This is a genomic window from Microbacterium sp. SZ1, from assembly GCF_002362255.1.
Lineage (GTDB): Bacteria > Actinomycetota > Actinomycetes > Actinomycetales > Microbacteriaceae > Microbacterium.
Genome location: NZ_LPVV01000038.1, coordinates 401,719 through 413,739, shown reverse-complemented (window position 1 = coordinate 413,739; position 12,021 = coordinate 401,719). Strand labels below are relative to the sequence as shown.

Below are 12,021 nucleotides of genomic sequence, written 5' to 3'. Positions count from 1 at the left end.
AGTGCGCCCGGCGGGGCGCCGATGACCGGCGTGTCCGCGCCGCGCGTCGCGACCCGTCTGTCCGGCACCGTCCGCATCGTGGGCGCCGGCCTGCTCGGCGCGAGCATCGGTCACGCACTGCGCGCGAAGGGCGTCGACGTCGTGCTCGCGGACACCTCGCCCGCACAGCTGCGTCTCGCGATCGACTACGGCGCTGGTCGGGCGGCGACGGATGCCGACACCCCCGCGCTCGTCGTGGTGGCCGTGCCGCCCGACGTCACCGCCGATGTGATCGAAGCCGAGCTGGCGCGATTCCCCGACGCCGTGGTCACGGATGTCGCGAGCGTCAAGCTTGAGCCGTTCCTCGCCCTGCAGAAGCGCGGCGTCGACATCACGCGTTACATCGGCTCCCACCCGCTCGCCGGTCGGGAACGCGGCGGAGCGATCTCCGCCCGTGCCGACCTCTTCATCGGCCGACCGTGGGTCGTCTGCCGGGATGAGGAGACCAAGGCCTCCGATCTCGCTGTCGTCGAGGCGCTCGCGCTGGACGTCGGAGCGATGCCGCTCGAGATGACCCCGGAGGAGCACGACCGGTCGGTCGCGCTCACCTCGCACGTGCCACAGGTCGTCGCGAGTCTGCTCGCCGCGCGGCTCGCGGTCGCCGACGAGGGAGCGCTGCGGCTCTCCGGCCAGGGTGTGCGCGACACGACGCGCATCGCCGCGTCCGCCCCTGAGCTGTGGGTGCAGATCCTGGGCGCGAACGCCGGGCCGGTCGTGGAGATCCTCGACGCGCTGGCAGACGATCTTCGCGAGGTGTCTGACGCGCTGCGCACTCCCGACGCTCCCGGGGCTCGGCGCGTGGTCGCGGAGACGATCAAGCAGGGCAACGACGGTGTCGAGCGTCTGCCGGGCAAGCACGGCCAGAACCGTCGCTTCGAGAGCCTCGTCGTCATGGTCGACGACACCGCCGGACAGCTCGGTCGACTGTTCGGCGAGCTGGGCGAGCTCGGCGTCAACGTCGAGGATCTGCGTCTCGAGCACTCGCCGGGCGCACAGTTCGGCCTCGCCGAGATCAGCGTCGACCCCGCTGCACTACACGGGGCAATCACCGGACTCCAGGAACGCGGCTGGCGGATTGCAGGGACCACCAATGACTGACTTCATCGCGATCGACGGGCCTGCGGGTTCCGGCAAGTCGAGTGTCTCGAAAGCGGTCGCGCGACGGCTCGGATTCGGGTACCTCGACACCGGGGCCGCCTATCGGGCGCTCGCCTGGCACGTCCTCGACCGAGGTGCCGACACCGACGACGCGGAGTCGGTGCGCGTCGCGGCGTCCGAGTTCCCGGTCAGGCTGGGTCTCGACCCCGACGACCGCACCGTGCTCGTGGGCGAGTCCGACGTGACCGACGCGATCCGCGAGTCGCGGGTCTCCGGCGCCGTGAGCGGCGTCGCCCGAGTGCCCGAGGTGCGCGAGCAGGTCAATCGGCTGTTCCGCTCGCTCGTCGCCGAGGCTTCGTACCCGGCCGTCGTCGTCGAGGGTCGCGACATCACCACCGTGGTCGCGCCCGACGCACCGGTCCGGATCCTGCTCACCGCCGCACCCGAGGTGCGCGCCGCGCGCCGCGCCGGCGAGCTCGCGGGCGAGAACGCCCAGGCCGTCGCCGAGGCCCTGCACAAGCGCGACGCCTCCGACAGCGCGGTCGTCGACTTCCTCAACGCCGCCGACGGCGTCGAGGTCGTCGACTCGACCGCGCTCGATTTCCCCCAGACCATCGACGCCGTACTCGCGGTGATCGAACGACTCCGAGGAGCACACCGTGGCTGACGACGAATACGAAGGCGGCCCCGACCAGCTCGCCGAGAAGATGGACGCACTCGACGAGGAACTGGCCGAACAGCGCGCGGAGACGCTGCGCGCCGGTCTCGCCGACTACGAGCTCGACGACGAGGATGCTGCGCTCCTCGCCGGTGTGACGCTCGGCGAGGACGGCATCCAGTTCCTGCCCGCCCTGCCCGTGGTGGCGATCGTGGGTCGGCCGAACGTCGGGAAGTCCGCGCTTGTGAACCGCATCCTCGGGCGCCGCGAGGCCGTCGTGGAGGACACGCCCGGTGTCACGCGCGACCGCGTCACGTATAAGGCCGAGTGGAACGACCGTCGCTTCACACTCGTCGACACCGGCGGCTGGGAGCCCGACGCGAAGGGCATCGACCGCTCCGTGGCCGCGCAGGCGGAGGTCGCGATCGACCTGTCGGACGTCGTCCTCTTCGTCGTCGACGCGATGGTCGGCGCCACCTCGACCGACGAGCACGTCGTGAAGCTGCTGCGCAAGAGCGGCAAGCCGGTCTTCCTCGTCGCCAACAAGATCGATGACAGCCGCCAGGAGCCCGAAGCCGCCGCGCTGTGGAACCTGGGTCTCGGCGAGCCGCATCCCGTCTCCGCGATCCACGGTCGCGGCGTCGCCGATCTGCTGGACGCCGTCCTGAAGAAGCTGCCGGACGTCTCGGCCGTCGCGAAGGCCGAGATCGGCGGGCCGCGCCGGGTCGCCATCCTCGGGCGTCCGAACGTGGGCAAGTCCTCGCTGCTGAACAAGGCGGCGGGGGAGGAGCGCGTGGTCGTGAACGACCTCGCCGGCACCACCCGCGACCCGGTCGACGAGATCGTGGAGCTCGGCGGCAAGCTGTGGACGCTCGTCGACACGGCAGGCATCCGTCGCCGGGTGCACATGGCGCAGGGCGCCGACTTCTACGCGTCGCTGCGGACCTCCGCCGCGCTCGAGAAGGCCGAGGTCGCCGTCGTCGTGCTCGACGTCTCGGAGACGATCAGTGAGCAGGATGTGCGGATCATCGACCTCGTGCTTGAGTCGGGTCGCGCGCTCGTGCTGGCGTTCAACAAGTGGGATCGCCTGAACGACCTCGACCTCGAGAACGCCGACCGGCGTCGATACCTTGAGCGGGAGATCGAGCAGGACCTGGCGCACGTCGCCTGGGCCCCGCGCGTGAACATCTCTGCGAAGACGGGCCGTCACCTCGACAAGCTCGTGCCGGCGCTCGAGACCGCGCTGGAGAACTGGGACCGCCGCATTCCAACGGGCAAGTTCAACGCCTTCCTCGCCGAGCTCGTGGCCGAGCACCCCCACCCGCTGCGCGGCGGCAAGCAGCCGCGCATCCTCTTCGGCACGCAGGCGTCGACGCGTCCGCCGACGTTCGTGCTGTTCACGACGGGGTTCCTCGACCCCGGGTACCGCCGGTTCATCCAGCGCCGCCTGCGTGAGCTGTACGAGTTCGAGGGAACTCCGATCGTCGTCAACATGCGCGTCCGCGAGAAGCGTCAGCGCTAGTCATCGATCACCGACGGGCCGTCCGCTTCGTGCGGGCGGCCCGTCGCTGTTCCCGCATATGACCGGGGCGGATGCCGATGCCCGGATGCTGTGAAAGGCTGAGGTGATGACTGTTGTTCCTCCTGCCGCAGACGAGCCCCGCCGCCCGTCCGGGCCGCGTGATCCCGGCGATGCCTGGGTCGTGGCGCCGTCGGGGGAGAAGTACTGGGGCCGGTTCGGCGCTGCGGGGCTCCTGGCGGTGGATCCGGAGCGCGGGATCCTGCTGCAGCACCGGGTGGCGTGGAGCCACTTCGGCGGAACCTGGGGCCTGCCCGGCGGCGCGCTGCACGAGGGCGAAAGCGCGATCGTCGGGGCGGTTCGCGAGGCTCAGGAGGAAGCGGGCGTGCCGGATGCCGCCGTACGGCCTCGATTCACGAGCGTGCTCGATCTCGACGTCTGGTCGTACACGACGGTGATCGCCGATGTCATAGAGCCCTTCGACCCGGTGATCAGCGACCCCGAGAGCGTCGCGCTGGAGTGGGTACCCCTCGACGAGGTCGACGCTCGTCCTCTGCACCCGGGGTTCGGACGGGCGTGGCCGACACTGCGGGCGCTGCTCGCAGTGCGCCCGTCGCTCGTCGTCGATGCGGCGAACGTCGTGGGGTCGGTGCCCAACGGCTGGTGGAAAGATCGTGCGGGCGCCGCGCGCCGTCTGGCAGAGAGCCTCAGCGGACTGTCGGTGCCTGGAGCGGACATCGATCTCGGCGGCAGTGCCTGGTTCCCGCCGATCGCGCTCGTGGTCGAAGGTGCCGCGCGGGGCATCGAGGCTCCCGAAGCCGATGACGAGGATGCGCTGCTTCCCGCGGGCGTGGTCTCGGTCGTGGAGGCGGACGCCGGAGGCGACGACGCGATCGTCGCCGCGGTCGAGCGCCGCGTCGCCACGGGCGCATACGTCGTGGTGGTCACCAGCGATCGCGAGCTGCAGGAACGAGTCGCCGCTGCCGGCGCTGCCCAGGTGCGATCCTCCGGTTGGCTGCAGGGTATTTTGACCGACGCGAACTGAGGTGCTGGGCTCACGCACCGGTCAGCACCCCGGCTCTCACACGAACATCACTCGCCGGCGCGGGGGATCGGCGTATGAGCGCCCGAGCGGGCTCTCCCACGTCACGTTTCCGTCGGGGAGCTGTCGCGCGGTCCATCGGTGCCGAGGGTCGACGTCGGGATGCTTGAGCGAGTGGTGCGTCGTGCAGAAGTGACTCAGGTTGTCGAGGCGGGTGCGACCGCCGAGAGCGTAGTCGTAGTTGTGGTCGATCTCGCATCGGTGCACCGGCATACGACAACCAGGGAATCGACAGTGCTGGTCGCGAGCCCGCAGATGTCGGCGCATCGCCTCGGTGGGAGTGTAGGTGTCGGTCTCCACGACGTGCCCTGTGGGGTCGAGGAAGAGCCGCGACCATCCCGTGTTCCGGCCGGCGAGGGCTCGGGCGATCGCGGGGTCCAGCGGACCGTGCCCGTCGAGTTCCGCGGGCCGATCGTCGGCGCCGATCAGCGTACTCGCTGCGACCGTCACCTGGATCCGCGGCTGCACGGCGTCGAGTCCCGAGCCGAGTTCGGCGCTCGGGACCGAGACGAGGAGCAGATCTGCAAAGAGATCCGCGCGGATCTGGTCGAGCGTGCGGTCGTCCGGGGGGAGGTGCTCGACGTCGGGGCTGTTCGGGTCCGTGAGCGGGTCGACGAGCCCGGCGAGAGGATCGACGGTGAAGGTGCCGTTCTCGCCGAAGATCACGGTGCCCGCGGCGAGCGAGTCGCGTCGGGGGTCGTCGGGCGCGAGGTCGTCGACGGTGATCTCGTCACCGCGGTCTTCGAGCGGAGGCAGCGTCGGCTCTGCATCCGCTCGGCCGCGCACGACTTCGCGCGCCATGCGGGTGAGCCGATCGGCGATCGCCACGGCGAGCCATTCCGGCAGCACGGCGGTGAGGAGAGCGAGCCCGTCGTCGACAGAACGCACGGAGACGCACCGTTCCGACTCCGCGCGCCGGTGTCGCTCGACCACGGTCTCGCCGGCGAGCGCCGCGGCGACCTGGCATGCATGCGCCCGTGTGCGGGCGGCGGTCTCCTTCTCGGCGACCACGAGGACGGCTGTCTCGAACAACGTCAGCGTTTCGGCATCCACTCGGCCGTTGCGTACGGCCTCGCTCACGACAGAGCTGGCGCGGACGATCTCGCGCACGTGGCCGACGGTGATGTCGCCCGCCCGGAACGCGGCGCGCGTCGCGGGAAGCTCGATTGAGAGAGTGCGGGCGTCGGTGAAGGACTGCTCGACCGTTCCGCGGGGGAGATGAGCGGCGGCGGAGTACTCGGAGAGCATGGATCGGTAGATCGCGTCGCGATGGAACGGACTCTCGGCGACATCTGCGTCATGCACACCGATCCGCTCGATCAGCAGCTCGGCGGCTTCGGCTTCGAGTGCCGCGATCTGACGTCTTCTCTGCACCCAGCCGTCGAGCAGGCGCTGTCGCTCTCGGAGATCGAGATCGAGGTCGCTCGGCGTGCTCATGTTCCCATTTTAGAACATACGTTCGACAGGAACGGGGTCATTCAAGGAAGATACCGGCATCCTCGTCGCCCCGTCCACGAAGACGATCGATGTCGCGGCGCTCCCGTTTCGTCGGCCGTCCGGCTCCGCGATCGCGCACTCCGATCATTGCCTGAGGTTCGCGCGCAGGTGTGCGGTCCTCGTATGCCGCGGCGGCGAGCGCTGCGCCGACGCGCTTCACGAGGAGCTGACGCACGACCAGGATCCGGTCGAACCCGGCGATGCGCACCCCCAACTCGTCGCCCACCCGCACGTGCTGAGCAGCCTTCACCTTGTCGCCGTTGAGGCGCACGTGCCCCGCGCGGCACGCGGTGGTCGCGGCGGAGCGCGTCTTGTACACGCGCACCGCCCACAGCCAGCTGTCGATCCGTACCGCGTCGACCATCAGGACTCGACGGTGACCTGGGTGATCTGGCCATCGCGGCCGAGGTGCACGGCCGGCCAGTACCCTTCGGGAAAGTGCGCGCCGCAGGTATCCGTCAGGTGGAGCACGATGGTGCCGTCTTCCGACGCCTCGATGGTCTCGAGCGTGAGATCCGACGCGGCGGCGTCGAGCTCAGCCGGTTCGGGGGAACCCGGGCTGAACGCCGTGACGACGGCATCCGTCGCCAGTCGGCGCAGCGAGGCGAGAGCGGAGAGCGTCTCGCGGACGCGGGGGATGAGCGCTCGCGCCTCGTCGACTGTGGTGCCCTCGAGCATGAGCTCGAGCTCGGCGCCGTCGACCGTGGCCGTGCCGGCGTACCAGTCGTGCGTCAGGACCGTGCCATCGCTCAACTCCGTCGTCGCCCGGGCGAGCACGCCCAGTTCTGGGTCGTCGATGATCGGATGCTCGTTGCTCATAATCCCACGCTACTGGCGCGTGCCGTCATGAGGTCACGTCCAGGGCCACGAGGGGGCGGCCCGCCTTCAGCTCGCCGCGTGGTTCGAAGCCCGCTGCGACGAAGGTGCTGAGCGTGCCGTGGAAGAGTTCGTTGCTGCGCTGGGACGTGCCGCCGGTGTCGACCGGATACCCCTCGACGACGCGGGCGCCCGCTCCTTTGGCGTAGTCGACGGCGGCATCGAGCAGGGCACGGTTGAGGCCCTTACCGCGGTGGTCGCGCCGCACGACGAAGCAGCTCACTGCCCAGACGCTGTCGTCGTCGAACGGCTCCTGTGTCGCTGCGACGATCGTCCGGGTGTGGGCGAGCCGCCGCTGGCGGATTCGCGGACCTATGCGGATCCAGCCGGCTGCCTCGCCGTCGATGTAGGCGATGAGCCCCGGTGGCGGACCGGCATCGATCTCGGCACGGAACATCTCCACGCGCTCGGGGGTGGTGGTCTCGTTCCAATCCTTGTTCCGCAGCATCGGCCAGATGCACTGGCAGCTGGCGCCGTCGCCGCCGCCCGTGAGCGCGCGCTGCACGTCGTCCCATCGCGCGGTCGTCGCCACCTCTGTCGTGATCGTCACCATGGTCCGACGCTACGCCGGGGCTCCGACACGAGCAACGCCCGGGAGGCAGTCGGTTCGCGGAGGCGTCGCCGGTCAGGCTAAGATAGGGGAGTTGCCTGCGCGAGAGTGCAGAACAACGGGCTGTGGCGCAGCTTGGTAGCGCACTTGACTGGGGGTCAAGGGGTCGCAGGTTCAAATCCTGTCAGCCCGACCAGATAGGGCCCGGAAACTCGCAAGAGTCTCCGGGCCTTCGGCATGTCCGGCGGCTATCCCGAGTACCGAGGCGACGGAAGCGCATCACGGCGTCGCGAGCAGGTCGATCGTCCCGTTCGCCGTGATCGTTCCGACCGGAATGCCGACGCCTTCTCCAAGCGCGGCGATCGTCCGCGCCGCCTCGGCAGCCCGACTCGAAGCGGCGAGCTCTGCGCCCCGCGCGGCCAGGTCCTCGGCATCCCACCCCGCAACGGTCAGCCGGACGCTGACAGCGGTCGCGCCCGATTCGGCGATCGTGTTCACCCGCACGGCGATGATCGGGGCGTCGAGGGCTGCATCGTCCAGGCCGTACCCCGCGCCCAGTGCCCCGGACGCCCGCAGCTCGGCGAGTCCGTCGAAGAGGTCAGCGAGCCGCAGGTCGGGCGTCGCGTCGCTGGAGATGGTCGCGTCGTCGTAGGGGCCGCTGTCAGCCGACCACCTCATCGACCAATCGACCCGACCGAACTCCTCCTCGAGAGGGGAAGAGGCGACGGCCGCCCGCACGAGCTCTGCGGCATTAGAGAAGTCGCCGGTCCGCACGAACGCGTCGGCGTTGAGCGTACCGTCATCGCTGACCGACAGGGTGGCGAGGTCGAAGCGCAGCAGTGCCTCAGCGACGGCATCCGCTCTGCTCGGCGTCATATCGGCTGCTGCGGCGTCGATGATCGACGAGCGGCTCGCGGTCTCCACGCTCTTGACGACACAGGGGGAGTCGCCCGGTGCGGCCCACACGCTCTCGAGCACGCGGGCGAGCTCGTCGTCCGCCACGCCGTCGTTCATCCGCACCCTCAGCGTGCACCTCGGCGTGACGTTGATGTTCCGCTCCACGACGTACACCGACACGTCACCGCTGCCATCCACGACGTCCTCCACCCGGGAGACGGCCCCCGGTGCGGCGCGCGTCAGCGGGGTGCAGGCGAGAACGATCGCCACGATCACCAGGAGAAGACCCGTGGTCACCACAGTCATCGTCCAGCGATGTCGACGCCCCCGAGTCATGCTCCGACCCTATCGGCCCCCGGCGGTCGGAAATCGCCGCATCAGTGCCCGGGCTCGAGCAAGAAGGCGAGTTCCACTATCCACCGGGTCTTGCGCCGCTCGATCCGCGCGTCGGTGCGCAGGATCTCGAACCTCCCGGCCCAGGCTCCCGTCTTCGGATCCGCGTCGAATCGGCGGCCCTGCTCCGGCGCCCACGCGAGCAGCGCCTTGTTCGCCTGCATCGAGCTGCCCCGGTAGGCGAGCAGTGCATAGTCGCCGGCGGGTGCTGATCCCTCGCGCACGCGATCGGCGCTCGAGTCCGCGGCCGTCGTGTCGAGCACGCCGACCTCGATGTCCATGTCACCAGCCATGTCCACCGCGTGCAGCCGCAGGAAGAACGGCCCGCCCGGTTCGACCCCGTGCTCGTCGAGCCACTGGGCGAGCTCGTCGATCAGGGAGTCCCGCACGGCGAGCATCCCGCGGAACGGCGTGACGAGTCGGATGCCGAGGGTCGGCCGCTCCGGCCGGTGTTCGATACGCGGGCCGTCCTGAATATCGAGATGAGCCATGTGCCCATGATCGCCGGGCGGAACGCGAAAGAACAGGGCGAAACCGCCCGACGACTCAGGCTTCGTGCACCGTGCGTCCGGCGATCACGGTGCGCACGACGCGTGCGGTCAGCAGCGCACCGTGTCCCTCGATGAACGGATCCACGTCGACGACGGCGAAGTCCGCGGCCTGACCGATGGCGATGCGGCCTCGCCATTCCCCGTCGCCGACGGATGCCGCGGCATCCCACGTCCCGTGGATCACGGCGCGCTCGAGCGGCACGGCGAACTGCGGATGCACGGCGGCGACACTGGAATCGAGCGCCGAGGCGCGCGTCGCCGCCACGTACATGTTCGCCAGCGCATCGAACGGCGCGGTCGGGGCGTCGGTGGAGAAGGCGAGCAGAGCGCCCGCGTCCTCGTACTCCGGCCAGGCGAAGGCCCGATCGACCCGGGAGTCGCCCAGCTGCTCGGCCCAGTTCGCGAAGATCGCCGGATCCGCGTGCACGGGCTGCATGGATGCCGTCACGCCGAGTCGCGCCATCCGCTCGGCCGTCCCAGGGGCGGCGTACTCCAGATGCTCGATGCGGTGCCGCCGGGGTCGGACTCCGTTGACGGAGTGCGCGTGCTCGATCGCGTCGAGGGCCAGACTGCTCGCGGCGTCTCCGATCGCGTGCAGGGCGATCTGCAGCCCCGCGGCGTCCGCTGCGGCGACCACGGGGAGCAACCGGTCGCGAGGCCAGATCGTGTCGGCGTTCGAGCCGTCCGCATACGGAGCCCTCATCGCGGCCGTGCAGGCGTCGATCGTGCCATCGAGCACGAGCTTGATGCCGACCACCCGCACTCCGTCGGTCTCCGCCGCCGCGAGCTCTGCCGCCTCCGCGACCTGCGCGAGGTTCGCCTCGTCGTCGCCCGTATTGTTCACGAACCAGTGCGCGGAGATCCGCAGCGGCTGCGCGCCCCGGGCGGCGGCGCGGGAGAGCGCCTCGAGGCCCAGACGGTCGAACGCCATGTCGACGGCACCGGTCACCCCTGCCGCGAGGTAGGCGCCGACGACGCGGTCGACCGCGGCATCCCGCTGCGCGTCCGTGGTCGTGGCGTCGCGGTGCGCCCAGGCGTACTGCTGCGCTGCGGTCTCGTACAGCATCCCGGTCGCGGCTCCCTGCGCGTCGCGTTCGATGCGACCGCCGATCGGATCGGGCGTGTCGCGCGTGATGCCCAGTGCGGCCAGCGCCGCCGAGTTCACCCAGCACGAGTGGTAGTCGTTGGCGTCGAGGAAGACCGGGATGTCGTCGACCACCGCATCGATCATCGCGGCGGTCGGCGCGCCTCCGGGCACCGCGTCGAACAGCCAGCCTCGGCCTCGCAGCACGCCGTCGGCCTCGGCCCGAGCCGCGCGCAGTCGGCCCTGGATCTCCTCCAGCGTGCGGGCGTCGGTGAGGCCCACCTGTCCGAGCGCCTCACCGGTCATGAGCAGATGGGTGTGCGCGTCAGTGAACCCGGGCACGACCAGGCGGCCGCCCAGGTCGACGGTCTCGTCGGCATCCGGCGCGTCCGCCTCGGAGCCGACGAACGCGAAGGTGTCGTCGTCGACCACGGCGCAGTCGGCCCAAAGCGGCTCGTCGGCTGTGAAGACGCGGGCGTTCGTATACAGGGTGCGTGTCATGCGGGGGACTCCGTGATCGTGGCGCGCTCGAGGCGGGTGGACAGCAGGGCGATCGCGCCGGTCGGCACGGCGAGCACGAAGCTCGCGATGCCGAGGGCGATGGCGAACCCCTGGAATCCGAGCACGCTGACCATCGCGGCTCCGATCACCGGGGTCAGGGCGGAGCCGACGAGGTAGACGGCGAGCAGGGGGCCGGACCACCGCCCGTCGGCGTCCAGCGCGGCGGAGGTCGCGACGAAGTACATGAAGGCGATCGCGTAGATCGTGTTCCACGCGATGAAGACCACGATGAACGCCGTCGCATCGGCGGTGAACCCCTCGACGATCTTGAGCGCACCGCCGGCGACCAGCAGGAGGACGAGGGGGACGGCGCGCCCGAGACGCGACCCCACGGCCATCAGCAGCAGCGAGCCGAGCAGCCCGCCCGCCGTCGCGCCGCTGAGCGCGATGCCGAGACCCTCCGGCGAGAGCCCGGCCTGCTCGGCGCCCATCACCCCGGCCATGGCCCACAACGAGTCCTCGCTCGCGGCCCATAGCGCGAAGACGAGGAGGAGGCCGAATCCGGCGATCGTCACCACTCGAGACCGCGCGGGCGACACCTTCAGCGTGCCTGTGGGCGGCACCTCGATCGGCATGGCCTCGGCGACGGCGGCGCCCGCATGCGGATCGGTGACGGGGGCTGCGGGCAGCCACGCGCTGACCGCGAGGCCGACCACGCAGAACAGGGCGAGGGCGCCGAACACGTCGAGAGGAGCGAGGCCGATCAGTGGGATGACGGCGAGGACGACGGTGATCACGCCGCGGTTCGCGAGCCCGTTGAAGCCCGCCACTCGATCGGGATTGCGGAAGGCGGCGAGGGCCGCACCGGATGCCGCGACCGCACCGCCCGCCCCGATGCCGCCGGCCAGCAGGGCGGGCAGGATGGCTCCGGGGGCCAGCGCCGCCGTCGCGAATCCGAGCGCTCCGAGTGCGAGGCCGGCGCGGGCGACGGTGCGTCGGTGCGTACCCGCGCAGAGGGGCGCGATCACCAGGCCGGTGACTGCGGTCAGCAGGAGCGTGGCCGTGACGAGCCAGCTCGCGCCGAGGACGTCGATGCCGAGTCCGGTCTGCGCGGCGGTGATCATGTAGGGCGAGAGGTTGACGCCGAGGTAGCCGGCGATGCCGATGGCGAAGGTCGCCGTGGCTGTGGGAACGCGCAGGGGAACCCGCGTGCTGAGGTCGATGACGGTCATGAGGCTCCGAGAGGAAGGGGGCAC

At 70.5% G+C, this 12,021-nt stretch carries 12 protein-coding genes and 1 tRNA gene; 5 read left to right on the top strand and 8 right to left on the bottom strand.

The features are described from left to right. Positions 1 to 21: 21 nt before the first annotated feature. The 4 genes from AUC47_RS13735 (at position 22) to AUC47_RS13720 (ending at position 4,359) form a co-directional block, all read left to right on the top strand. Positions 22 to 1,137: a prephenate dehydrogenase gene (locus tag AUC47_RS13735; RefSeq protein ID WP_096715769.1), complete on the top strand. Its 1,116-nt coding sequence runs from the start codon at positions 22 to 24 to the stop codon at positions 1,135 to 1,137. After that, positions 1,130 to 1,804: a (d)CMP kinase gene (gene cmk, locus AUC47_RS13730; protein WP_096715716.1), complete on the top strand. Its 675-nt coding sequence runs from the start codon at positions 1,130 to 1,132 to the stop codon at positions 1,802 to 1,804. Before AUC47_RS13735 ends, cmk begins: the two co-directional genes overlap by 8 nt. A gap of 40 nt (positions 1,805 to 1,844) precedes the next feature. Continuing rightward, positions 1,845 to 3,317, top strand: coding sequence for a ribosome biogenesis GTPase Der (der, locus tag AUC47_RS13725; protein WP_251588903.1), 1,473 nt, complete (start codon positions 1,845 to 1,847; stop codon positions 3,315 to 3,317). Between the two features lie 106 nt (positions 3,318 to 3,423). Beyond that, complete coding sequence (locus AUC47_RS13720; RefSeq protein ID WP_096715714.1) at positions 3,424 to 4,359, top strand: NUDIX hydrolase; 936 nt, start codon at positions 3,424 to 3,426, stop codon at positions 4,357 to 4,359. 36 nt (positions 4,360 to 4,395) lie between these two features. Here AUC47_RS13720 and AUC47_RS13715 read toward each other — a convergent pair whose 3' ends face one another. Genes AUC47_RS13715 through AUC47_RS13700 form a run of 4 tightly spaced genes read right to left on the bottom strand, consistent with a single transcriptional unit; the run spans position 4,396 to position 7,342 of the window. Further along, the gene (locus tag AUC47_RS13715; RefSeq protein WP_096715713.1) at positions 4,396 to 5,853 is read right to left on the bottom strand and encodes an HNH endonuclease signature motif containing protein; all 1,458 of its coding nucleotides are present in this window, start codon (positions 5,851 to 5,853) and stop codon (positions 4,396 to 4,398) included. A 37-nt stretch (positions 5,854 to 5,890) separates the two neighbouring features. Beyond that, positions 5,891 to 6,277 carry an RNA-binding S4 domain-containing protein gene (locus tag AUC47_RS13710; protein WP_096715712.1) on the bottom strand — a complete coding sequence of 129 codons (387 nt, stop codon included), beginning with the start codon at positions 6,275 to 6,277 and terminating at the stop codon, positions 5,891 to 5,893. Beyond that, on the bottom strand, positions 6,277 to 6,732 hold the full coding sequence (locus AUC47_RS13705; protein WP_096715711.1) for a hypothetical protein: 456 nt from the start codon (positions 6,730 to 6,732) through the stop codon (positions 6,277 to 6,279). The genes AUC47_RS13710 and AUC47_RS13705 overlap by 1 nt, the downstream gene beginning before the upstream one ends. A 25-nt stretch (positions 6,733 to 6,757) precedes the next feature. Then, a complete protein-coding gene (locus AUC47_RS13700) occupies positions 6,758 to 7,342 on the bottom strand; it encodes a GNAT family N-acetyltransferase (protein ID WP_096715710.1) in 585 nt (194 codons plus the stop codon). Positions 7,343 to 7,458: 116 nt separating this feature from the next. Between AUC47_RS13700 and AUC47_RS13695 the strand changes: the two genes are divergently transcribed. Further along, positions 7,459 to 7,535: transfer RNA gene (locus AUC47_RS13695), tRNA-Pro, on the top strand. Positions 7,536 to 7,618: 83 nt separating this feature from the next. Here the strand turns inward: AUC47_RS13695 and AUC47_RS13690 are convergent. The 4 genes from AUC47_RS13690 to AUC47_RS13675 all read right to left on the bottom strand — a co-directional run bounded on the left by AUC47_RS13690 (position 7,619) and on the right by AUC47_RS13675 (position 11,997). Beyond that, complete coding sequence (locus tag AUC47_RS13690) at positions 7,619 to 8,533, bottom strand: hypothetical protein (RefSeq protein WP_096715709.1); 915 nt, start codon at positions 8,531 to 8,533, stop codon at positions 7,619 to 7,621. 80 nt (positions 8,534 to 8,613) lie between these two features. Further along, the gene (locus tag AUC47_RS13685) at positions 8,614 to 9,120 is read right to left on the bottom strand and encodes a GyrI-like domain-containing protein (protein WP_096715708.1); all 507 of its coding nucleotides are present in this window, start codon (positions 9,118 to 9,120) and stop codon (positions 8,614 to 8,616) included. Positions 9,121 to 9,175: 55 nt separating this feature from the next. Next, positions 9,176 to 10,765: an amidohydrolase gene (locus AUC47_RS13680; protein WP_096715707.1), complete on the bottom strand. Its 1,590-nt coding sequence runs from the start codon at positions 10,763 to 10,765 to the stop codon at positions 9,176 to 9,178. After that, positions 10,762 to 11,997 carry an MFS transporter gene (locus tag AUC47_RS13675; protein ID WP_096715706.1) on the bottom strand — a complete coding sequence of 412 codons (1,236 nt, stop codon included), beginning with the start codon at positions 11,995 to 11,997 and terminating at the stop codon, positions 10,762 to 10,764. The genes AUC47_RS13680 and AUC47_RS13675 overlap by 4 nt, the downstream gene beginning before the upstream one ends. Positions 11,998 to 12,021 lie beyond the last annotated feature (24 nt).